The organism is Paenibacillus aurantius, assembly GCF_032268605.1.
GTDB lineage: Bacteria > Bacillota > Bacilli > Paenibacillales > NBRC-103111 > Paenibacillus_AO > Paenibacillus_AO aurantius.
Map to the genome: position 1 here is coordinate 5,833,367 of NZ_CP130318.1, position 21,739 is coordinate 5,855,105.

A 21,739-nucleotide genomic window follows, 5' to 3' on the forward strand; every position below is an offset into this window, starting at 1 on the left:
GGCCTCCTTTTAGTGGATAGGATTGCGGAGAGCAGCCCTTTAGCGGAAGCGCCGGTAAAACTTGCGAATATCAGGCGCCAGCAGGTCGGGAGCGTCCATTGCCGCGAAGTGGGTTCCCCGCTCGAACTCCGACCAATGCACGATGTTGAGGTTGTCCCGCTCCGCAAACGGCCGGATGGTCTTGAAATCGTGACCGAACACCGCCACACCGGTCGGAGCCGTATTCGGCCCTTGCCCCGCTTCCGGATTGCGCGCATTCTCATAGTACAAGCGGGACGAGGACTCTGCCGTATTGGTGAGCCAGTACAGCATCACGTTCGTCAGAAAGGCATCCCGGCCGATGAAATCGACATGATCCCCGAAGCCGTTGAACAGATCGGCGATCCAGGCAAGCTGACCGGCCGGGGAATCCGCCAAACCGTAGGACAGCGTAAGCGGCCGGGATTGCTGAATGGCGTTGAACCCGGCCCTTTCCTGAAAGGCTCCGAGAAATTGCAGCCGTTTGTGGTCTTCTTCCGATAGACCAGCCATTTCGGCCGGATCCCCGGACGGAAAGGAGAACAGCTGCAGCACATGAATGCCGAGCAGTCCCTCCGGCTTAAGGATTCCGAGCTCACGGGCGACCAGCGCTCCGCAGTCGCTCCCATGAGCCCCGTACTGCTCATACCCAAGGCGCCTCATCAGCTCATCCCATGCCCGGGCAATCCGGGTAATCGTCCAGCCGGCTTCGACCTCCGGTCCCGAGAAGCCGAAGCCGGGTACGGAGGGGATGACCACATGAAAGGCATCCTCCGGGTTCCCGCCGTAGGCCCGCGGGTTGGTGAGCGGCCCGATCATCTCGAGAAACTCCACTACCGAGCTGGGCCATCCGTGCATCAACAGCAGAGGCAGCGCATGGGGCTCGGGGGAACGGACATGCAGAAAGTGAACGTTCGCCCCGTCCAGGGTCGTGAGGAATTGAGGGAATTCATTCAGCCGCGCTCCCAATAAGCGGCCAATTCTTTAACATAGTCCCGCGAGACGCCATATTTCCAGCCGGCATCCTTCGGGGCTTCGGGCCAGCGGGTCAAGGACAGGCGCAGGCGGAGATCGTCAAGCTCCGACTGGGGAATGTCTACTCGGAATGGGCGGATTTCAGCTTCAGCTGCGGTACGATTGGAAGGAACGGTTGTCATGGGAAAGGCCTCCTCAAAATAGTTGGTTAGTTGGTTAAGCTTTACTTCTACATCTTAACCCGGGAACCCTGACAGCCTTATGTCAGGGTTGGAGAGGAGCTTTCTCTTTTTTTTGCCGCTTCGAGGCCGCTTGTCTTCCTTTTGTACCATGCAGGCCCATCCCCTGCAAGAAAGAAAACAAGCCGTCTATAGAAAGACCGCTTGTTAGAGACGAGCTCCGTTCCGATCCAGGCTCTACACCGTAGACCGCCGAAGCAGCCCGTAAGAGACAAGCATATACAGCATCGTCACCGGCAATGTCCACCAGAACAATTCCCTGTGATGGTCAACGAGCCACCCTCCGATGGACACCCACCAGCCGTTAGCCGAAGCCAGGTACGAGAAGAGAGTACCGGCTGCCAGCAGCCCGCCGAACAGAACCATCATGCCGCTGCGTCCGAACCGCCGGTGCACGCTCGCAATGGCAAAGCCCTGGAAGAACATATAGAGAACCAGCACGAAGAAAATGGCGAGACGGGTAAAGGGGCTCAGGCTTTCGAGAAACGGCAGGCTGAAGAAGTGCAGCGAAACGCCCCAGCCGGGGATCAGCCTTCCTTCGACATAAGCAAGCAGAAAGATCGCGAGAGCGGTCCCTGCGCTGACCAGCAGCGCCATGGCGGCGGTGCCTATTAGATAATCCGTCCTTCTGACGTTCATGCCGAGGGCGAAGGGAAACGTATTGTTAATGGTCATAATCCCCGCCACCAGCATATAGCAGAAAATCGAGGCGAGTCCTCCCGTTGTAATCCCGCCTTCCACTTGAACGAGGGAGCTGATGATCAGGTTGATCACAAAGCTGCTCATGAGAATAAGCCACGGGATGTAAATCCACGACCATTTGTCCCGGGCATGCATCCGCAACACACTGTTCATCCGGTTCATAGGGTTTTCACCGCCTTCGCTGGAGTGGGGGATTCCGTCAATCGGACAATCAGCTGCTGAAGGGAAACCGGAGACAGCTCGAGACCGAGCTCCTTGGCCTGCCGGCGGACGGCTTCTCCGCCCGGGGCCATCACCGTCATCGTGAGCATGCCGCCGAACGCTTGGCGGTCCATTACTTCCTTGCCGGTCGCAAAGGCTTCTACCCCGGCAGCCGGCCCCATGACCGTAACCGCCCGTCCCCGGAGGTTATCCGCGTCTTCGTCAACAATCAGCCGGCCGTCCCGGATCACGAGCACATGCTCAAGCAGCGGACTGACCTCGTCGATCAGGTGAGTGGAGAGCACGATGGTCCGCGGATGCTCGGTGTAATCCTCGCGCAGCCGGTCGTAGAACAAAGCGCGGGTGACGGCATCTAGGCCGAGATACGGCTCGTCGAAGAACGTAAGCGGGGCCCGGCTCGCCAGGCCGATGATGACCCCGACGGCGGAAAGCATCCCGCGTGAGAGCTTCTTCATCCAGCGGTCGAGCGGCAACCGGAAATCCTCCACCAGCGCATAGGCGTACGCCCGGTCCCAGTTCGGGAAGAAGGATGCCGCGCTCTCCAGCACATCGACAATGCGGAAGATGTCCGGATAGCGCTGGCTTTCCTTGATGAAGCACAGGCGCCGGAGCACCTCCTCGTTCTCGTACGGGGCCTGCCCGAACACCTTCAGCTCCCCGCTTGTCGCAAACAGCTGGGCGGTGAGCATGTGCATGATCGTCGTTTTGCCCGCTCCGTTGCGGCCGAGCAGACCATAAATCTTGCCCTCTTCGAGTTTAAAGCTGACATCCTTCACCGCGTCTATCTTCCCATAGGTTTTGGTTAGATGGCGTACTTCCACGACCGGGTTCATCGGCTTCTCTCTCCTCTCAGAATCATATCGGCGAGCTGCTCGCCCGAAATGCCGAGCTTTTCCGCCTCCTTCATCATCGCGACCACATACTGCTCGTAGAACTGGTCCTTCCTCTTCTCGATTAGCTTCGAGCGCGCGCCCTCCGCCACGAACATGCCGATCCCTCTCTTCTTGTACAATATGCCTTCGTCCACCAGCAAATTAACGCCCTTCGCCGCCGTAGCCGGGTTGATCTGGTAAAAAGCGGCGAATTGATTCGTGGAAGGAACCTGCGACTCCTCGGGCAGTCCGCCCTGTATGATGTCATCTTCGATCCGTTCGGCAATCTGCATAAAAATCGGGCGGCCCTCCTCCATCAACGAGGCCATTTTCCCACCACCTAACTGGTTAGTTACTCATGTAATTAACTATATGACCAATTCACCTTTTTGTCAACGGCTCAACCCCGATTTTTCTTAATGGGCAAAAGAAAAACCGCTCCACCCCGGAACGGTCCTGTCCTGTGCTTTATCTTCCCCCGCTGCCCCTAAACCTGCGTTAGGTATCCCCGCCTTTAATGCGGCTCGATGTGCACATGAGCCTGCTTGACCTTATGCTCCTCCTGCAGCACCTGCTCGACCTTCTCCGTGATGAGGTGGCTGTCCCACACGCTCATTTCCTTGTCCACCTCGATCACCAAATCGACCAGCACCTCGTTGCCGTGAATCCGCCCCTTGATGTCCTTGACCCTCTCCACGCCGTCCGTCCCGAGCACGGTCGACTTCAGCTTCTCGAGTTCCGTCTCGTCGAAGCCGTCGCTCAGCATGTGAGAGGCCTCCTTGAAGATGGTCCACGCCGTCCAGCAAATGAGCAGACCGACCAGAACGGCGGTAACCCCGTCGAGCCAAGGCAGGCCGAGAGCCGCACCCGCAATCCCCGCCACCGTCCCCAGGCTGACCCAGGCATCCGACAGGTTGTCCTTGGCGGCCGCCTTCAAAGCATGGCTGTTCGTGCGGCGGGCCAGGAGGAGGTTGAAGCGGTAAACGGCCAGCATGACGCCCGCGCAGAGCAGCGCCACCCAGGCCGCGGTCCAGCCCGGCGTCTCCACTTCCCCGCCCGCCAGCTTCGAAACGGCACCAATCAGCACCTCGATCCCCACGGCGGCCATGATGAAGGAAGCGACCAGCGAGGCGATCGTCTCCGCCCGGGAATGCCCGTACCGGTGGTCGCGGTCAGCCGGCTTCCGGGCGATTCTCAGACCGATGATCACCGCCAGCATGGCTATAATATCCGTCGTATTGTTAAGACCGTCCGCCGTAAGGGCCTCGGACCGGCCCCCGTAGCCTACCGTCAATTTAAATATGGAAAGAATGAGATAAGCCGCTGTGCCGATCCAGGCACCGGTTTCGGCCAGGCGCCCGGCTTCCTGCTTCTCCATAAAGATGATCCCCCTTCGGTTTGGCGGTACCGTGTCATTATACAAAGCCGCGTCCGGGTGGGTCTAGAGAAACAGTTTTGCCTGTCCGTAGCTTTTTTCCTTGGGCGCCAGACCGTTTGAGGGGGCTAACTAAGTTGGCCCGGGGCAAGCCTTCCCGCTATTTCCTGCTGTTGCGCATAGCGGCAAGCAGCCGTACCGTCCCCCTCTTCCCTTCGACAAATTGCCGGTAGTCGGGCGACTCCACCGGATACAGGGAAATCCGCCCCTCCCCATCGAAATGAAGCCCCCACCCGTACTTCTTCGGAAGCATGGAGGCCCGGAGGCAGGGCTGAGGCTTCTGGTAGAACTCGTCGCGGAGCCGGGTCCCGTGGGCGGCCTGCTCCTCTTCCGGAATCTCCTTGTGCCGGACATGAACCTCATACAGCAGTTCCTCCTGCGTGTACCGGTACGGCTCGGCGGAAAGCAGCTCGAATTCGATCTCCGGCTTGGTCCGGCCCGCCTTCTTCCCGGCCGGAACGGTGCCCGCTTCCGCCGGACAGTCCGCCGAGACGGTAATGAAGGTATTATAGTAGTTCCATTCCATGACTCTTCTCCTTTCGGCTTATTTTTCCATTATACCCCTGTTCCGCCGGGTTCACTATGTCGGCCCCCTTCCGCTTTCTCCACCGCCGTACGGCCGCCGGAAGGGACCAGCCGTGCTCCGCCGATCAGCAGGGCAGCGGCCATGGCCGCCGCCGCGAAAACCGCTCCCAGCTGGAAGATCCCGGTCAACGCCTCGCTCAAGACGGCCTTGTCCACGCCGGCCGCCCCCTCGGCCCCTCCCATGCCGGCGGGCAGCAGGCTCCCGAGCACGCTGACCCCGACCGTGCCCCCGATGGAGCGGAAGAACTGCGAGGAAGAGGAAGCCGCTCCCCGCTGCTCCCAGCCGACCGCGCCGGCGGCCGAGGTGCCGAGTACCGGGTAGACGGCGCCCATGCCGAGGCCGGTGACGATCATGAAGGCGATCACCTGCGCCTTCGCCGTTCCGGTCCCCATGGTTCCGAGCAGAACCAGGCCGGTCATCATCACGAGGAGGCTGCCAACCAGAATGGTGCGGTAAGAGAACCGGCTCATTAGGCTCCCGCTCCGGGTGGAGGTGACCACCGAGGCCAGCATCAGGGGAACGAGGATGTAGCCGGTCATCGAAGGGCTTACCCCGATGACCTCCTGAACGAACAGCGGAAGGTAAGCGATGGCGCCGAACATGGCGGCACTCATCCAGAAGCCGGTGAGGCTTCCGAAGGCAATGACCCGGTTTCGGAACAGGGAGAGGGGAAGGATCGGCTCCTTCGCTCGGCTTTCGCTCCAGACGAAGAGACCCAGCAGGAGAATGCCCGCTGCCAGAAGCCCGATAACCTCGGGAGACCCCCAAGGCGCCGAGCCCCCGCTCCGGACCAGCCCAAGCAGCAGGGAGACGATCCCGGCTGTCCCCGTCAAGGCGCCGGACCAGTCGATGGAAGGTTTGTGCCCGCTGCGTACATTTTCCTTCAGCCCCGCCGCCACCATGGCCATAGCGGCTGCGCCAAACGGCAGGTTAATCAGGAAAATCCAGCTCCAATGCCCGTAATCGGCGATCAAGCCGCCTACCGTCGGGCCTGCCAGGCTGGACACGGCAAAAAGTGTCCCGAACAACCCCATGAACCTCCCCCGGCCCTCCGGGGAATAAATATCCGCCGCAATGGTGATCGTAACGGGCATAATCGCCCCGGCTCCCAGTCCCTGAACCGCCCGGAAGACGATGAGGCCCGTCATCGAATCCGCCGCGGCGCACAGGCAGGACCCGATTAGGAAGAGCAGCATCCCGAGGAGATACATCCTTTTTCTCCCGAACAGGTCGGCAAGCTTCCCGTACAATGGAATGGAAGAGGTGGAAGCCAGCATATAAACGGCGAACACCCAGCTGTACCGGTCCCCTCCTCCCCATTCTTGAACAATGGTCGGCATAGCGGTGGTCACAATCGTCTGGTCCAGTGTGGCCAGCATCATCCCGGTCAGCAGGCCGGCTCCCGTCAGACGGAGCTTTGACTCCCCCTTCATCATTCCCTTCGCTCCTTCTCCTTTTAATCGACATCCTGTTGCAAAAGCAATGCCGTGTTGTATACAATAGAAGAAAGAGAGGAGAGCGGCAACCGTCACTTTCCTTCGAAGTGTCGCATACTCGACAATTGATGCTCCCGGCGCCGAACAAAGCTTATTTATTAGACAAAGGAGCTCCTTATGTCCCCAACGATTAAACCGATTGACCCGAGAATGAAGCGTACCCTATCCGTTATCAAAGACGCCCTCCTCTCGCTGATCGACGAGAAGGGCTTTGATCAAACCTCTGTCCGTGACATTACCGGGCGGGCCCAGATCAACCGGGCCACCTTCTACCTTCATTACCAGGACAAATACGATCTCCTGGAGAAGCTCGTGGACGAGAGGCTGCAGGAATTCCGTGAAGCGGTGCAGCTTCCTCCGTCCTTCGGCGGGGCCGATCTCAATCTGGATGCCGACGCCCCTCCCCCTTCCTTTATCCGGCAGTTCGAGGTGATGGCGGAGCAGTCCCGCTTCTACAAGGTTATGCTCGGCCCGAATGGCCTGCCCGGTTTTGCCGGACGGCTTGAGGAGGTTATCCGCGAAGCGCTCTACCAACGCTCGACCTTGGCCGTTCCGAACGACAGCCGGCTGAAGGTGCCGCGGGAGATGATTATCCGCTACACCACCTCCGCCCACCTCGGCATTATCATGCAGTGGCTGGAAACGGATATGCCTTATACCCCCAAGTACATGGCGACCCAATTGAAACGCCTGCATATGCTGGGACCGACCCACGTCACGACTTAATTCCTGCGTTTGCCCGCAAGTCCAACCTGGACACGTCAGAAAGGAGACGAAGAGCATGGGCGTGAAAATGACAACCTTGAGTGCGCTAGCCGAGCCCAACCGACTGCACATTGTGGAGCTCCTTCGAGACGGCCCCCTCACGGTTGGGGAAATTACCGATAAGCTGGGCCTGCAGCAGCCGCAAGTCTCCAAGCACCTGCGGGTGCTGAGCGACTCCGGCCTGGTAGGCGTGCAGCCAAGCGCCAACCGCCGGATTTACCGGCTGCAGCCGCAGCCCTTCAGCGAGCTGAATTCGTGGCTGGAGTCCTACCGCCGCCTTTGGGAGGACCGCTTCGACCAGCTGGACGATTACCTCCGCGAGCTTCAGGCGAACGGCCAGGAGAAGCCGGATGACAAGGCTTAGTTGGCCCCACTTTATATTCGCGAATGCAAAAAACCGCCTGCGAAGCAGGCGGTTTCTCGTCGTGGGGTGATGCCCCTAACCATCCGGTTAAGCGGCCGCATAAGCTTCGGCTGCCGCGCTGAGGTAATAAGCAAGCCCGGTCTGCTGGGCCTCGAGCATGCTCCGGTGAAAATCGTCTCCGAGGAAGAACCGGCACTGGGCCGCATAATCGGCCGGGGTGAGGGCATGCCCGTGATCGGCCAAAAAAGCTAGATGCCCGCGGATCAGCTCCCGGGCCTCCCCGCTGTCGTGGCGGCTGCCTTCCCGCAGTAGCTCAGCCATGGCGTTCATGTAGCGGACGGCTTCCGCCGCCTGGGCGTTCATCTCCTCCACGTCGATCGGGTTCTCCTCCAGCATGTCGTAGCCGTACGTCTCCTTCAAGTGGGAAACCTGGTCTTGAAGCGCTTCCTCCCACTGCTCCTTCTTCTCAAAGCCTGCAAATAAGTTACGGTTCTCCATAGACTCTCCTTTCTTGGCGGACGCGAGAGTGGCCTCCAGCGTGCCGATCAGCCGCTCCAGCCGGCTCTTTCGTTCCAGCAGCAGCTTCCTCTGCCGGGTCAGAATCCCTTCCCGTTCCGGCTGGCCCTCCAGCAGCCGGCCGATCTCCGGGAGCGGAAAATCCAGCTCGCGGTAGAACAGAATCTGCTGCAGGCGCTCCAGCTCGGGGGTTCCATACAACCGGTAGCCCGCCTCCGTCGTCCCGGACGGAAGCAGCAGCCCGATTCGATGGTAATGGTGCAAGGCTTTGACCGTCACCCCGGACAGCTCCGAGACTTCCTTGACGGTGTAGGGCATTATCCTCTCCTCCTTTCCTGAACGGGCACCGCTCCGGCTTCTTACTTAAGTCCGTCGGTTCCGATTCTGTTCCCAGTGTAGACCCTCCTCTAAGGGGAGAGTCAACTAGCTCTTGCTTCTTTTTCCGGTTAGGCTTCGACAGGCTCGTCTCACAGCAAAAACGGCAGCCCTGGACCGAATAATAGTCCCGACTGCCGCGCGCTTGCGTATGCGCCTGCTTTTAATATTCACCCTTAATGACAAAAAACGAACCCCGGATCGTTCCAGCCAGCTTGGACTTCTGCCGGGCGAACTTGAACTTCCCTTCCAGCTCTTGGGGAACCTCCATCCCCTCCGAAAGCTTAAACCCGACGGCCCGCTTCTTAGGGTCATCCACCGTATAAAGGACGTTGACCGCAAGGCCATCCTCATAAAAAACGAAGGTCCATTTAATATTTTCCACTTGCAAAGACGACGTTTCCAAAGGCTTGGCCGCAAACTCCAGCCCCCGCTCTTCCTTCAGAATCCGGTTCACATAATCCAGGGTCTCCTGGCTTTCGTCAGCGGGTACGACCGTAAATTCATGCTTGTACTTGTTCATAAAGTAACGGGCCTCGTTAGCACGCAGCCCCGCGAGCGCTTCGGCTACAGGGGAAGACTCCAAACCAGCTGTAGACACGTTTTTGAAATCAACGACATAGGACATGTCCATCTCTCCTTCTCTCTCCATGACTCCCCGCCAGGGAATCGGTTAAGCTTCCACTACCTTCTCCAGCTCGCCGCACCATTTGGTCCAGCCAAACTTGGCTCCCTGAAGGGCCTGCTCGTTCGAAAGGCCGGCCTGCTCCAGATGAAGGTTAACCTTGCCGTCCTCCAGCTCCTGAAGCGTCCAGGTGACCGTGTGCTTCTCTCCCCCGCTCGCCCACGTATAGGACAGCCGGTTTGGCGCCTCCACGATCAGCACTTCTCCCTCCACTACGCCGTCCCACCATTGGTTCGGCTCGGTACGGAACTGAAACCGGTGTCCCACGACAGGTTCAAAATTATTCTCCATGGCCTGGCCGGTATGAATGTTGCACACCCACTTGGCAAGCTTGCTGGAATCCGTTAAAGCGGTCCACAGCTTCTCCATTGAGGTTTTATACTGAAAATCCAAGGTCAAGGTCATACTCATTCTTCTTCCTCCTCTAATAACTGGTTTAAGCGCAGCAGATTCGCATTCCAGAACTGGCTGTAGAAACTTACCCAATCTTGGATTTCCCGGAGCGGCGCGGCGTTCAGCCGGAACCGCGTTTCTCTGCCGACCTTACGGTCTACGACCAGGCCGGCCTCTTTCAGAATGGTCAAATGCTTGGATACCGCCGTGCGGCCCATCGGAAACTGTTCCGTCAGCTCATGGAGCGGGAGCTCCTTCGCCTCGGCCAACAGACGAATCAGCCGGCGCCTGGTCGGATCCGCAATCGCGTCAAATACATCCCGCAGCCGGTTGTTCTCGCTCACAACACCCTCTCCTATTTGTGTAACGTAAGTTTTAACAAAGATGTTTGAGTATTGGACACCATCTGGTGACACTTTTAGTATAGGACACCTTTCGGTGTCTTGTCAACAAGTTATGGCACAATTCTTTCCGCGGTGTCTTATGTCCTATTAAAACCAAGAAAAAGCCAGTAAGGTCCCTACAGGGAACCCACTGGCCGTGCCAAAATCATTTTCAATCCCCAACGGAACGGGAATGGCCTCTTCCTACCAGCCAAAATCGAGCGTCTTGCCGGTTTCCACATAGGATTTGGCGTTGCTCAGAATCATGGGCCAGCTTTCTTTCGTGTTCTCGTAGGAAGGATGGCTGTCCGGCCACCGGTCGTTCACGAGCGTAAGCTTCGTGCAGCCACCAACCTCTTCCAAGGTCAGCGTCACCCGTGTCTCCAGCTCGGCATGATTCTCCCGGTAGGACGGTCCCGCATGCTCCGTATAGCTCATGATCCGCCCCGGCTCGAAGGCCAGCACCTCGCCATACACATGAACGGTCTCGTCCCCGTCATTCCCAGGCCCGACATACCGGTACGGAGCCCCCACCTCGAAGGTGGATTCGAGCCGGCAGCCAAAGAACAGCGCTTTGACTCCTTCCGGCGAAACGAAGGCTTCCCATACCTTCTCAGGCTTAGCCCCGATATACATCACATACTTGAGATCTTCCATAATAGACAGCCTCCTCCGCAAAAATAAGCATCGGCTCTATCGAATGGGTCTTGCACATCCATCCTCCTGCCGCTAGTCTTTACTATAAAGCACCCCAGCCGCATTGGCTTGTAAAAACGCGACAAAAACAAACACCCGTTCGGGAGGGAATCGTCTTGCAGCCTCTTAACCAACCGTCCGACAAAGGCATCCTGAAAGCCGAGGAAGGCTTTAAGCATTTTGCGCTGGCCCGGTTTGAGCCGGATGCGCGTCTCTCTTCTTTCCTCGAGCATTATTGGGTCGTCCGCTGGGATTTGCGGGGACAAGCCCCGTACCGGCAGACCATCCTTTCTTACCCGAACGTGAACTTGTCCTTTGAGCGGGAGAAGGGCGGAACGTTCGCGGGCCTCTACGGCATCCCGAAGGCCACCTATACGCGGCACCTGGAAGGAGAAGGGCAGGTCCTCGGGATGAAATTCCGCCCGGGCGGCTTCTACCCGTTCTGGGAGAAGCCGGTCTCTCTGCTTACGGGCGAGATCGTCCCCTTGGAGGCGGTGTTCGGGGAGGAGGCACGCGGGCTGGCCGAGCGCTTGTTTGCGCTCGACAGCGAGGAAGCCCGGGTCCGGGCCGCCGAGCAATTCCTGCTGGACCGCCTGCCGGCCGCGGACCCGGACATGGAGCTCGTGCAGGCGGTCCTGCAGAGGGTCATCGAGAACCGGAGCATGGTGCGGGTCGAGGACATGGCGGCCGGCTTCGGGCTCAGCACGCGGTCGCTGCAGAGGCTGTTCCACCGGTACGTAGGGGTGACCCCGAAGTGGGTCATCCAGCGGTACCGGCTCCAGGAGGCGGCCGAGCTCATGGAGAAGGGAACCTCCCCGGACTGGGCTCGTTTGTCCCTCGACCTCGGGTATTACGACCAGGCCCATTTCAGCAAGGACTTCAAGGCCATGATCGGCAAATCCCCACAGGATTATGTTAAGGAAGCCAGTTTTTCCTGAGGGTCAGTTCCCCTCCGCATGGCGCCGCAGGATTCGCAGACCATAATCACGCCCATACCGCGGAGAAAGAAGCCCCCACAGGCGGGCGTTGACAGCTTCGAGCTCCTTCATCTCGGCAGCCCCCCCGATATCCACCGGATCGAGGCCGATATCCCGTGCCAGACAGGCTGCCACTTCCTTCGCCTCGGAATCCTCACCGCTCAGGAAAGCCGTCGCTTCCGCGGCTCCGAATTGCGGGTTGGCCAGCACCTCCCAGGGGAGAGTATGGAAAGCCCGGACCACCCGCGCTTTCGGAGCCAGCCGGATTACCTCGGAGTCAGCCGACAGGCCGTCGTACCGATTGGTGAGATTGATCAGGATTTTATCCTTGAGATCCCCCGCCAACCCGAGGGTGCGCTCTACCTCTTCCGGCGGAACGGCCAGTACGAGGACATCCCCGAAGGAAGCGGCTTCCTGGACCGTTCCGGCCTTCGCCCGAGGTGCCGATTTCAGCAGGGAAAGGACTCTTTCGCTTTCCGGATCGCGGGAGCCGAACATGACGGCATGGCCGTGCTCCGCCCATTTTCTCCCCAAGGTTCCTCCCATCCGGCCTGATCCGATGATGGCAATCTTCATAGGGATCCCTCTCTTTCTTCCTCTTGTTCGGTTGGTAATCGCTCTTCATAGAAGCGCAGCTTCTCTTTCGTTTGCTCGATGATCGTATTCATCTCTTCCCGCTGCTTCTCCATGCTCCGCAAATGCTTAGCCAAAATTCGGCTGCGGCTGCGTATCAACCGAATCTCGTCCTCGCTCCATCCCGACCTGCGGTTGGCGAGACATTGACCTTCCTCCAGAAACTCCTTCATCTCCTCCAGAGAAAGTCCGGTCTTCTTAAGACAGTGCAGGGAGGCCAGCCGCTGAACTTGATGGGAGCTGTAGGAACGCACCCCGCCCGGCCCTCTTTCCGGAGACTCCACCAACCCGATCTTCTCGTAATACCTCAAGGTGTCGGGGCTGAACCCCGTCATTTCCGCCGCCTGACGGATCGTATACACCTTCCCCACCTCCTCTCCTTCCCAATGTAAACGCTGGAGTCCACTCCAAGTCAATCCCTGCAAAAAGAAAAAAAGGATGGCCTCAGCACTCTTCACAGGCTCATCCTACCTGCCTCTTACATGGAAAGCATGACACGTTTTCCCGGAAGGGCGCATAGTGGAGAGCTCCATAAAAGAAACAAAGCAAAAAGGCCGCAACCCCGCCTCCCGGCAGGAATCGCAGCCCTAATCCGCGTCCGGCGCGCTTACGCCGCCTGACTGTCTTTAAAGCTTTTAGCCGTTATTACAGGGAGGACGGACCGGCCAGCCAGCTCGGACAGCCCTCGGCTAATTCTTGAAGCTCCTGAAAGCACACCCCGGCATGGTAGCCGTCGCAAACGGCATGATGGAACTGCACCGATACAGGCAGCCTAATCCGGTCGTCCTGCCTGCGGAACTGACCAACGGTAAAGATGGGCAGCAGATAAGCTCCCTCATTGTAAATATTCAGGTTAAATCCCGTGAAGCTCACCCAAGGGATGCTGGAAATGGGAAACGTATTCGGCGGCTCGGCCGGATCCGGGAAGAGGCCCTTCGCCTTTCGGTACGCTTCCATCTGTCGAAGGTAACCCTCGTAGAATGGTCCAAACTCCTCGTGGAACGGAGTCCAAATACTGGAGAAAGTCTTATCGTCCTCATGGAAGATGGTGAAGCCGGGAGACATCTGCTCCCAGACGCCCAGCCTTCCCTCCGCATCCAAGCAGGTTCGAAATTCGCGGTGGCGGTTAACGACCTTCGCGATCATGTAGATCAGAGCGGGATACAGCCGGATTCCCCTGCTTTTCCGTTCGCTCTGCAGCCGAGTGATGTCCAGATCGGCGGTCATGCTGTAGGTGCATCTTACGCGGTTCCCATAGTGCTCATAATAAGGTTTTCGGGCCCAGGTATCGAGATCGATCGGATGAAAATTCATGTTTACCCCTCCTAAAATGGTTTGATTTTAGGAGGGACCGTCCACTGCTTTGACCATATCCTCTTCACACCTCGTTTGAATTTGTCACGCAGGGGTTTCCTGCTATTTCCATGGTACCATATTCTTAACCCCTACCGATTACGCTATCGGTGTGCCATCGGGCAACTGTAAATCAGGCTTTAGTAAAACGACATCGCCCTTCTCCGGAACTCCCCCAAGCACCAACACCTCGGAATCAAACCCGGCTATCCGGCGCGGGGGAAAATTGACTACCCCGATTACTTGCCGCCCTATAATCTCTTCAGCTGTGTATCTTTTTGTAATTTGGGCACTGGACGTTTTGACTCCGATTTCTTGGCCAAAATCAATCTCAAGTTTGATTGCCGGTACTTTGGCTTTTGCGAAAAACTCCGCTTTCCTAATCGTTCCCACCCGAATATCCAGTTTCATTAAATCATCAATCGTTGCCATGTAACCATTCCTCTCTTCTATTGACGGAGCTTTGCTTCTAGTTCATCACTAGCCGCCTTCAATTCCATTCCTTTTTTCCAGATTAGAATATCTTCATCTGACGTTCTGAAATAGACCGCCTGGATCTCCGCCTTATCGCCGTATTTCTCTTTATAGACCAGTTTTTCATGGTCAAGGGTATCAATCAGATTTAGAAAGGTTTCCGATATAGGCTTCGTTTTGATGATGGGCCGAAGGGGGGTTAAATAAAAGTTCCCGTCCTTGTCCATCTCATATTTTATCCGGTTTACGCTGTACCCGTCGGTTAATTTGGCATGGTAAGCAATTCGGCCGTCCGGTAATTGACTCACCTCGGAAAGCTCAATCACACCAGCAGATACTTTTCTGACCTCCCATTGAAACAGACCCACATATCCTCCAAACAGAAGCGCGGCTCCGAGCAGTCCGATGGCGAACGCTTTGGCTTTGGAGCGATTCCAAAGAACGGCTATCCCTTTTAAGGCCTCTCCCTCTCTATCATTTTGTTCTATCACTTCTTGTGGCAAGCGGATAGCTAATTTGATTTTATCCATTTCCAGGCGGCAGCTCCGGCATTCGGCAAGATGCTCTTCCACCCACTTGGAGCTTTCCAAGCTGCACACCTTATCATAATACAAGGGCATCAAGTCTTTAATAATTTCACACGCTCTTTCTTCCATCCTACTCATCCTCCCTCAGCAGATCTTGTACTTTTCGTTTGGCGCGGTGGAATGTAACCCTTGACCAACTTTCTGTCCTCTCAAAGATTTGGCTGATCTGGGCAAACGAAAGTTCTCCAAACACCCTCAAAGTGAACACTTCTTTGTAAGGCTCCTCTAAACCGTGCAAGGCTTTATGGATTCTGAAAGCATCTTCCTTATCTAGCAGCGTTTCTTCGATCCTGTTCACGTTTGATGCTTCGGTTGTATCATGAACCACAAACCGCTTTTGCTTATTCATATAGGAGAAGTATGTATTTTTGGCAATTTGGCAAAGCCACACCTGGATCTTGCAATGACCCTTGAATTGATGAATGCTGCTTAATGCTTTAAAAAAAGTTTCCTGCGTTACCTCTTCCGCGATGGCCGCATCTCTGCTTAACGAAAAAACAAATCGGTAAACATCCTTGAAATATTGATTGTATATCGTTTCAAAATCGGTCACATTCTCACCTCCTTTAGAAATAAGACTTACATAAGGGAGATTCGTTACAAAGTTTGCTGCGCTATTATTCATTTTCCGCATAAAAAAAGGCTCACTCCATCTTCCACAAGTGTAAGCCTTCTAAGGGTCATTTCAAGTTTAACAAGACTGCCCCCCTCTACCGTATAAAACAGGTCACCTCAAACAGAATGCCGCCGAGGGCCGTAAAGTACAGCGTATACCCGTCCCTTATCCGTTTGGGCCGCTCTCCCTTCACCAGTCCGGCCTCTTCGAGACGGTCACACAGCCGATCCACCTCCTCGGTCGTCTCGACATAGAACCCGACATGAAAATCTTTAGGGTATACGGGAAGTTCGCCTCCGAAAGCGACGGGATTGCTCAGCACAAGCGTAAACTCCTGCTCATCCTTCATCACCGCCACCGCATCCCCCTTCTGGTCCACCAGCTGGAAATGGAACACCTTGCCAAAAAAGTCCCTAGCCTCCTCCAGATGGCCGACGCATAAATTCAAATGATTAAGCCTCATGAACGCTCCTCCTTTTATGGAACCAAAACTAACCGAAATCCATTTAATCTAACATCATTAGATTATTCTAATCGTGTTATACTGTCAACCAAGGACGGTGAAATAACATGGCGAGAAAACGAACCCGGCCGCCGCTCGAGCTGATCGGCCCGGAAGACAACGAAGGCCTGCATACCCCGTTAAGCCGGGCAAGGATTACGCAAGCCGCCCTTCAGTTATTGAATGAGCGGGGGCTGAAGGAGTTAAGCATGCGGAAAGTAGCGGATGCCTTATCGGTTCAAACCGCTTCTCTGTATTACCATGTTCAAGGAAAAGACCAGCTGCTCCAGCTGCTGACCGATAAAATAAGCTCCGAAATGGATTGGCCGGATCCCTCCTTGCCGTGGAAAGTACAGCTCCTGAGCTGGGGAGAGCAGTTTCGGCAAGTGCTCGGGCGGTACCGGGATGCCGCGGAGCTTTTTCAAGCCACCATCGGACTCGGCTACCACCGGCTTACTCAGATCGAGAAGCTGTATCATATGCTGGCGGAAGCGGGATTTCCGGACCCGCAGATCCCCTGGATCGCCTCTATGCTGAAAAGCTATGTGCTGGGCTTCGTGGCCGAGGAAACGCGGTTTGCCACTGCCGCCACCGACAGCGCCTCCACCCCCGATCAGCTCAGTGAGCAGTATAACGAGTTCTACAGCCGCCTCTCCCCCGAGCAGTTCCCGCATCTCATCCGATTGGCCCCTTACACGGTGAACACCGATTGGCAGCAGGAATTCGATTTTGGATTCCGCGTCCTGCTTGACGGGCTTTCCCAGAAGCTCGCATCCGATCGGTCATGACGGACAAGCATGCGTCGGCCTTAGGTGCTAGGCGGACAAACCGTTGAATGCAAAAAAGGGCCGCAACAACCTGCCTTCCGGCAGCTGTCCCAGCCCTTTATTCCGCGTCCGACGCGGCCTCTCGGTTCTTACTCTTCTCCCGTCGCAACCGGATGGTCCGCGTAGGAGATCCAGTCGCTCCAGCTTCCGGCGTACAGCTTTACGCGGCGGAAGCCCGCTTCCTCCAGAGCCAGTACGTTCGGACAAGCAGATAACCCGGAGCCGCAATAGACGATCACGTCCTGCTCCTGGTCCAGCAGCGAGAAGCGCAGCCGCTGTGCCTCGGGAGACTTCCACCCGCCCTCTTCGTTGACCCCATCCTTCCAAAAGGCGTGTACCGCGCCGGGGATGCGGCCCGCCACGGGATCATAGGGCGCCGCCTCTCCGAGAAACTGCCGGCGGTCCCTGGAATCCACGAGGGCGGCGGTGCCGCGGGCTACGGCCGTTCTTACCGTTTCGACGTCGGCCAGCCGTTCGGCTTGGACCTCCGGCACGAAGCTCGCGGGAGCCGGGTTAGTCTCCGCTTCCGTGACCGGCAGGCCCGCCGCCGCCCAGCCGCTGTAGCCGCCTTCTAGAATATAGACCTGTTCGTGGCCCAGATAGCGGAGAATCCACCACAAACGGGCCGCCTCCGGCCGCAGGTCGTCGTCATAGACGACGATCGGCTTGCTGCGCTCGAATCCGAGCCGGCCGAATAAGTCCGCGAGCCGCTCCACTGAAGGCAGGGGACTTCGTCCCCCATGCGTTCCCGCCGGGTCCGTCAAGTCTCGTTTCAAGTCCACAAAGACGGCCCCCGGCAGGTGATTCTCCCTATAAACCCTATGTCCATAGTCGGGATCATCCGGATGAAAGCGGACATCCGCTATGGAGAACCCTCCGGCGTTCTGGTTCAGCTGCCGGACGACCCATTCCCGGCTTACCCGATTGGATGATATAGCCATCGCGAAGCCTCCTTTAAGCCAATATTCGTAAGCGCATCAGATCGTAAATTCGAGATCCTCCTCGGTCTTTACGTCGTAGATGGCGGAATAGATGTCGTTCTGAATCTTGAGCAGGTTCAGGTCGTCCAGTTTGCGCGGACGCGGAAGCGTGATCGGGAAGATGCGCTGGATGCGTCCGGGACGCGGGGAAAGCAGGACGATGCGGTCGGCGAGGAACACCGCCTCCGAGACATCGTGCGTGACGAACACGACCGTCTTCTTCGCTTCCTGCCAGATGCGGAGCAGGTCGCTCTGCAGCTGGAGCCGGGTCAGATGGTCGACCGCCCCGAACGGCTCGTCCATCAAGAGAATTTCCGGGCTGCCGACCAGGGCCCGGGCAATTCCCGCGCGCTGCTTCATGCCGCCGGACAGCTGATGCGGGTATTTGCCACCGAAGCCCTGCAGCCCCACCATCTCCAGGAACGCCTGAACGCGTTCCTTTCGTTCGGCCTTGCCCACGCCCGCCAGCTCCAAGCCGAGGCCGACATTCTGCTCGATGGTGCGCCACGGAAACAGGGACGGATCCTGGAAAACCACTCCCAGCTTGCGGCTCGGCCCCTGAAGCTTGGTCCCGTCCAGCAGCACCTCGCCCTCCGTAGGAGCTTGCAGCCCGGCGAGCAGCTCCAGCAGGGTGCTTTTGCCGCAGCCGCTCGGCCCGAGGAGACAGACAAATTCGCCTGGCTCGATCGTCAGGTGAATGTCCTGAAGCGTGACCGTCGGCTCGGGTCCTTCATAGATTTTGGATACGCCGCGAACAGCAAAACCGGCCATACTCTATCCCTCCTCGATAAGCTATTTGGCAGGCAGGAACCGGAGATCGAGAATTTTGTCCAGGTCATAGATCTGATCCTGGAAGCCCAATTCCTTCTGGATCTTCTGGGTGTCCTGGAGCGACTGGATGTCCACATCCGGCTTGTTCTCCCACAGCCCTTCCTCCCGCTTCAAGGCCTTGTCCAGCACCTCGGGATCGATGGGGCTGTTCTTCAGGTAATAGGCCTTGTATTCTTCGGGATGGCTTTTCGCGTATTCCTGGGACTTGAAGTACGCCCGGATCAGCTTCTTGACGAGCTCCGGCTTCTCCTCCAGGATTCCGTTCCGTGCGGCGAGCACGCCGGTATGGAACGTAGGCAGGTAGTCCCACCCCGTTGCGAGAAGCTTGCCTTTGCCTTCTTTCTCTACGAGGGAAGCGAAAGGCTCATGGATAATCGTGGCGTCTACCTGCTTCGTTTCGAGGCTGGCATAGGCCGCCTGCTGGGCCCCGTTAGCCACGAGCGTCACATCCTTGTCGGTCAGCCCGTGCTTCTGGAGGATAACCCTCGTATAGACGTCGAGGCCGCTGCCGAATACGCCCACGCCGACCTTTTTCCCTTTGAGGTCTTCTATGCTCTTGATGTTCGGGGAGGCGATCAGATAGAACGGTCCCTTGGTGCGGAACATCGAGGAAACAATTTTGATCGGCGCCCCCTTGCCTGCGGCTACGATGGCCGTCGTCGTTGCGACATCGACCACGTCAATATCTTTACTCGTTAGCCCGGCGATTGGGTCCTTGGTCGAGATGAATTCGACGTCCAGCCCCTCCTCCTTGAAAAATCCTTTTTCCGCGCCGAACGATACCGCCAAGCCGCTGACTCCGGAGAGCGGAGCGTATCGGATCTTCTCCAGCTTCGGCGTTTCTCCCGCCGCCTTGGAGGAAGCCGCCTTCTCGGTTGCCGCCTCCCCGTTGGCACATCCCGCCAGAAGGGCGAGGAACGCTAAGGAAGCGGCCATGCGGCGTAGGTTGGTGATTGGCATAGAGTTGTTCTCCCTTCTTGAAACCTTCTTCATAAAATCTTCTAGTGCCTTATCCGCAAAGGAAGTTCTGCTTCCCTAATGATTTCCGCGCGCCTACAGATGTTTTCTCTCCAACAAAGTTACCGGATAAGGCACTAGTAGGTGGATTTCCACTTCAAAAACACTTTGCGCTCCAGCCAATCGATCAGCCCGATCAAGAGCACTGACACCAGCGTGACCAGCACCACGATCCCGAAGGCCTGCGGGGTATTGTAGAGGGACGTCGCTTTGACGAGAATGTTGCCAAGGCCGTCCTTGGAGCCCAGCATTTCCCCGAAAAGCGCCCCGACAAGCCCCGTGGCCGCCGAGAGGCGCAGACCGGCAAAGATCGTCGGGGCCGCCGAGGGGAGAATGACCTTGACAATCGTCTGGGCTCGGCTCGCCTCAAATACTCGGGCGACCTTCAGATGCTGGTCCGCCGTCTGCTTCACACCCGTCATCGTATTGATGGCTATCGTAAAGAAACAAAACAAGAACACAATCGAAATTTTATGCGTCATCCCAATCCCGAGCCAGAGCGCGAGAAGCGGGATGATGGTCACCTTCGGAATGGCCATCAGGGCCGAAAGATACGGCCGGAAGAACGCTTCCGCCCAGGGCACAAGCACCAGGAACAGCCCGACCGCCATCCCCCCGGCCGCCGCCAGGCCGTAGCCGGCCAGGAATTCGCCAAGCGTAACGCCAATCGCCTTGAATAGGCCGCCGTCCGCGAACAGCCTGCCGAGCTCCTTCATCACTTGAACCGGAGCCGGGAGGTAGAGGCTGCTTACCGTGCCCGATCGGACCAGAGCCTCGCAGACGCCCAGCAAAAGAACAAGCAGGCCCAGCTGACCAAGCCGCAGGGTCCCCGAGGACTTCCCCGGCTGTTTCGCCTTGCTCATGGCCGTCACCCCTTCAGCTGGAGCGCGAAGCGGTTAGCCGGCTTAGCCAGCCCCAGATGGTCGCGGAAGGTGCTTCCGTCATAGGCGGTACGGAAAATCCCTCTCCGCTGCAGCTCCGGCACGACGAGCTCCAGGAACAGATCCAGCCCGCCCGGCATGTAAGGCGGGCACACATTGAAGCCGTCGGCCGCCTCGTCCTCGAACCACTCTTCGATGACGTCCGCCACCTGCCCGGCACTGCCCACGATGAGCAGGTGCCCCCGTACCGTCACGGTGAAGAAGTAGAACAAGTCCCGGACGGTCAGGTCTTCCCGGCCGTTCGCTTTCCGGGCCAGCTCCGCCCAATGCAGCGCCGTCTGCGAAGCGGACAGGTCGGGCAGCGGCGCATCCAGCTCATAGCCCGTCAAATCGATGCCCAGCTTGTCGGACAACGGCTGAAGGTTGAAATCCGTCACCACGAGCGCGTTCAGCTCGTTGTACTTCGCCCTGGCTTCCTCCTCCGTTCTTCCCACGACCGGAACGAGCCCGGGCAGCACCTTCAAATCGGAAGGCTGGCGGCCATGCTCCTTCAGCCTCCCCTTCACCTCCCGGTAGAAAGCTTGAGCGGTCTCTTTCACGTTCGTGCCGGTGAAGACCATATCCGAATATTTCGCGGCAAGCCCCTGACTCCTCGCCGAGGTCCCCGCCGTGATGAGCGGAAGCTGGCCCTGGACCGGCCGGGCCACGTTCAGCGGACCGGCTACGGAGAAATGTTCCCCGTGGTGGTTCAAGTCATGGACCCGGTCGGGATCGGCAAAGCGCCCGGCTGCCTTATCCCGCGGGAGCGACTCATCTTCCCACGTATCCCACAGGCCGCTGACGACCTCGATGAACTCCTCGGCGTAATCGTACCGCTTGGCGTTATCCCAGTGCTTCTCACGGCTGAAGTTAAGCGCCGCCCGCGTATCCGACCCCGTGACCACGTTCCAGGACGCCCGTCCCTTGCTCAGATGATCCAGCGAAGCCGTCATGCGGGCAATATGGTAAGGCTCGGCGTAGGTGGTATTTACCGTGGCGATCAGCCCGATCTTCTCCGTAGCCGCCGCCAGATAAGACAGCATCGTAAACGGCTCGAGCCGTGTCATCTGCGAGGGGAACAAGTGCTGCATGTCCACGCTGGTGGCCAGCCGGTCCCCGAGGAAGAAGAAATCGAAATGGGCTTTCTCCAGCTTCTGCGCCGTTTCCTTCAGGAATTGAGGATCATAGGCGCCGTCCGTCCGCCCTTCCGGGAGCCTCCATCCCGCCGGATGATACCCCGTCCCGAATAAAAACAAACCAAGATGAAGCTGTCTCCGTTGTGCCTTCATGTGATAATCCC

28 protein-coding genes and 1 pseudogene are annotated in these 21,739 nt (G+C 57.7%); 4 read left to right on the forward strand and 25 right to left on the reverse strand.

What is annotated here, in order from left to right:
* Positions 1–39: 39 nt before the first annotated feature.
* The 8 genes and pseudogenes from MJA45_RS26375 to MJA45_RS26410 all read right to left on the reverse strand — a co-directional run bounded on the left by MJA45_RS26375 (position 40) and on the right by MJA45_RS26410 (position 6,482).
* Positions 40–876: an alpha/beta fold hydrolase gene (locus MJA45_RS26375; RefSeq protein WP_315608110.1), complete on the reverse strand. Its 837-nt coding sequence runs from the start codon at positions 874–876 to the stop codon at positions 40–42.
* A 27-nt stretch (positions 877–903) separates the two neighbouring features.
* Positions 904–1,175: pseudogene (locus tag MJA45_RS26380) on the reverse strand (epoxide hydrolase N-terminal domain-containing protein); the annotation flags it as partial.
* A 234-nt stretch (positions 1,176–1,409) separates the two neighbouring features.
* Positions 1,410–2,087, reverse strand: coding sequence for a hypothetical protein (locus MJA45_RS26385; protein ID WP_315604861.1), 678 nt, complete (start codon positions 2,085–2,087; stop codon positions 1,410–1,412).
* Between the two features lie 5 nt (positions 2,088–2,092).
* Positions 2,093–2,989 (reverse strand): ABC transporter ATP-binding protein, encoded by an 897-nt coding sequence (locus MJA45_RS26390; protein WP_315604862.1) that lies wholly within the window; start codon positions 2,987–2,989, stop codon positions 2,093–2,095.
* Positions 2,986–3,357, reverse strand: coding sequence for a GntR family transcriptional regulator (locus MJA45_RS26395; RefSeq protein ID WP_315604863.1), 372 nt, complete (start codon positions 3,355–3,357; stop codon positions 2,986–2,988). The genes MJA45_RS26390 and MJA45_RS26395 overlap by 4 nt, the downstream gene beginning before the upstream one ends.
* Positions 3,358–3,542: 185 nt before the next feature.
* A complete protein-coding gene (locus tag MJA45_RS26400; RefSeq protein WP_315604864.1) occupies positions 3,543–4,406 on the reverse strand; it encodes a cation diffusion facilitator family transporter in 864 nt (287 codons plus the stop codon).
* A gap of 157 nt (positions 4,407–4,563) precedes the next feature.
* A complete protein-coding gene (locus MJA45_RS26405; protein ID WP_315604865.1) occupies positions 4,564–4,989 on the reverse strand; it encodes a DUF6157 family protein in 426 nt (141 codons plus the stop codon).
* Between the two features lie 29 nt (positions 4,990–5,018).
* Positions 5,019–6,482, reverse strand: a complete 1,464-nt coding sequence (locus MJA45_RS26410) for an MDR family MFS transporter (protein ID WP_315604866.1) — start codon at positions 6,480–6,482, stop codon at positions 5,019–5,021.
* A gap of 180 nt (positions 6,483–6,662) precedes the next feature.
* On the opposite strand from MJA45_RS26410, the gene MJA45_RS26415 reads away from it, so the two are divergent.
* A complete protein-coding gene (locus tag MJA45_RS26415; protein WP_315604867.1) occupies positions 6,663–7,271 on the forward strand; it encodes a TetR/AcrR family transcriptional regulator in 609 nt (202 codons plus the stop codon).
* Positions 7,272–7,326: 55 nt separating this feature from the next.
* Entirely contained in the window at positions 7,327–7,674 is a 348-nt protein-coding gene (locus MJA45_RS26420; protein ID WP_315604868.1) for an ArsR/SmtB family transcription factor, read from the forward strand.
* Positions 7,675–7,761: 87 nt separating this feature from the next.
* Here the strand turns inward: MJA45_RS26420 and MJA45_RS26425 are convergent, their stop codons facing one another.
* The 5 genes from MJA45_RS26425 to MJA45_RS26445 all read right to left on the reverse strand — a co-directional run bounded on the left by MJA45_RS26425 (position 7,762) and on the right by MJA45_RS26445 (position 10,683).
* Complete coding sequence (locus MJA45_RS26425; RefSeq protein WP_315604869.1) at positions 7,762–8,508, reverse strand: MerR family transcriptional regulator; 747 nt, start codon at positions 8,506–8,508, stop codon at positions 7,762–7,764.
* Positions 8,509–8,728: 220 nt separating this feature from the next.
* Positions 8,729–9,193 carry a phage tail protein gene (locus MJA45_RS26430; RefSeq protein WP_315608111.1) on the reverse strand — a complete coding sequence of 155 codons (465 nt, stop codon included), beginning with the start codon at positions 9,191–9,193 and terminating at the stop codon, positions 8,729–8,731.
* A 45-nt stretch (positions 9,194–9,238) separates the two neighbouring features.
* Positions 9,239–9,661 carry an SRPBCC family protein gene (locus MJA45_RS26435; protein WP_315604870.1) on the reverse strand — a complete coding sequence of 141 codons (423 nt, stop codon included), beginning with the start codon at positions 9,659–9,661 and terminating at the stop codon, positions 9,239–9,241.
* Complete coding sequence (locus MJA45_RS26440) at positions 9,658–9,987, reverse strand: ArsR/SmtB family transcription factor (protein ID WP_315604871.1); 330 nt, start codon at positions 9,985–9,987, stop codon at positions 9,658–9,660. The genes MJA45_RS26435 and MJA45_RS26440 overlap by 4 nt, the downstream gene beginning before the upstream one ends.
* A gap of 243 nt (positions 9,988–10,230) precedes the next feature.
* Entirely contained in the window at positions 10,231–10,683 is a 453-nt protein-coding gene (locus MJA45_RS26445; protein ID WP_315604872.1) for an SRPBCC family protein, read from the reverse strand.
* Positions 10,684–10,838: 155 nt separating this feature from the next.
* Between MJA45_RS26445 and MJA45_RS26450 the strand changes: the two genes are divergently transcribed.
* Positions 10,839–11,660: a helix-turn-helix domain-containing protein gene (locus MJA45_RS26450; protein WP_315604873.1), complete on the forward strand. Its 822-nt coding sequence runs from the start codon at positions 10,839–10,841 to the stop codon at positions 11,658–11,660.
* Between the two features lie 3 nt (positions 11,661–11,663).
* On the opposite strand, the gene MJA45_RS26455 is transcribed toward MJA45_RS26450, so the two are convergent.
* The 7 genes from MJA45_RS26455 to MJA45_RS26485 all read right to left on the reverse strand — a co-directional run bounded on the left by MJA45_RS26455 (position 11,664) and on the right by MJA45_RS26485 (position 15,825).
* Positions 11,664–12,275: an NADPH-dependent F420 reductase gene (locus MJA45_RS26455; RefSeq protein ID WP_315604874.1), complete on the reverse strand. Its 612-nt coding sequence runs from the start codon at positions 12,273–12,275 to the stop codon at positions 11,664–11,666.
* Complete coding sequence (locus MJA45_RS26460) at positions 12,272–12,694, reverse strand: MerR family transcriptional regulator (protein WP_315604875.1); 423 nt, start codon at positions 12,692–12,694, stop codon at positions 12,272–12,274. Before MJA45_RS26460 ends, MJA45_RS26455 begins: the two co-directional genes overlap by 4 nt.
* Positions 12,695–12,977: 283 nt before the next feature.
* Positions 12,978–13,646: a type A chloramphenicol O-acetyltransferase gene (gene catA / locus MJA45_RS26465; RefSeq protein ID WP_315604876.1), complete on the reverse strand. Its 669-nt coding sequence runs from the start codon at positions 13,644–13,646 to the stop codon at positions 12,978–12,980.
* A gap of 138 nt (positions 13,647–13,784) precedes the next feature.
* Complete coding sequence (gene csaA, locus MJA45_RS26470) at positions 13,785–14,117, reverse strand: chaperone CsaA (protein ID WP_315604877.1); 333 nt, start codon at positions 14,115–14,117, stop codon at positions 13,785–13,787.
* A gap of 17 nt (positions 14,118–14,134) precedes the next feature.
* The gene (locus MJA45_RS26475; protein ID WP_315604878.1) at positions 14,135–14,815 is read right to left on the reverse strand and encodes a zf-HC2 domain-containing protein; all 681 of its coding nucleotides are present in this window, start codon (positions 14,813–14,815) and stop codon (positions 14,135–14,137) included.
* Position 14,816: 1 nt separating this feature from the next.
* Positions 14,817–15,299 carry an RNA polymerase sigma factor gene (locus MJA45_RS26480; RefSeq protein WP_315604879.1) on the reverse strand — a complete coding sequence of 161 codons (483 nt, stop codon included), beginning with the start codon at positions 15,297–15,299 and terminating at the stop codon, positions 14,817–14,819.
* 157 nt (positions 15,300–15,456) lie between these two features.
* Positions 15,457–15,825 (reverse strand): VOC family protein, encoded by a 369-nt coding sequence (locus MJA45_RS26485; protein WP_315604880.1) that lies wholly within the window; start codon positions 15,823–15,825, stop codon positions 15,457–15,459.
* A 107-nt stretch (positions 15,826–15,932) separates the two neighbouring features.
* Between MJA45_RS26485 and MJA45_RS26490 the strand changes: the two genes are divergently transcribed.
* Complete coding sequence (locus tag MJA45_RS26490) at positions 15,933–16,652, forward strand: TetR/AcrR family transcriptional regulator (RefSeq protein ID WP_315604881.1); 720 nt, start codon at positions 15,933–15,935, stop codon at positions 16,650–16,652.
* A 128-nt stretch (positions 16,653–16,780) separates the two neighbouring features.
* Here MJA45_RS26490 and MJA45_RS26495 read toward each other — a convergent pair whose 3' ends face one another.
* From MJA45_RS26495 to MJA45_RS26515, 5 genes are all read right to left on the reverse strand, one after another.
* Entirely contained in the window at positions 16,781–17,632 is an 852-nt protein-coding gene (locus tag MJA45_RS26495; protein ID WP_315604882.1) for a sulfurtransferase, read from the reverse strand.
* A 36-nt stretch (positions 17,633–17,668) separates the two neighbouring features.
* Positions 17,669–18,442 carry an ABC transporter ATP-binding protein gene (locus tag MJA45_RS26500; RefSeq protein WP_315604883.1) on the reverse strand — a complete coding sequence of 258 codons (774 nt, stop codon included), beginning with the start codon at positions 18,440–18,442 and terminating at the stop codon, positions 17,669–17,671.
* Positions 18,443–18,463: 21 nt separating this feature from the next.
* Positions 18,464–19,462, reverse strand: coding sequence for an ABC transporter substrate-binding protein (locus MJA45_RS26505; protein WP_315604884.1), 999 nt, complete (start codon positions 19,460–19,462; stop codon positions 18,464–18,466).
* A 134-nt stretch (positions 19,463–19,596) separates the two neighbouring features.
* Positions 19,597–20,382, reverse strand: a complete 786-nt coding sequence (locus MJA45_RS26510) for an ABC transporter permease (RefSeq protein ID WP_315604885.1) — start codon at positions 20,380–20,382, stop codon at positions 19,597–19,599.
* A 5-nt stretch (positions 20,383–20,387) separates the two neighbouring features.
* Positions 20,388–21,728, reverse strand: coding sequence for an LLM class flavin-dependent oxidoreductase (locus tag MJA45_RS26515; RefSeq protein ID WP_315604886.1), 1,341 nt, complete (start codon positions 21,726–21,728; stop codon positions 20,388–20,390).
* Positions 21,729–21,739 lie beyond the last annotated feature (11 nt).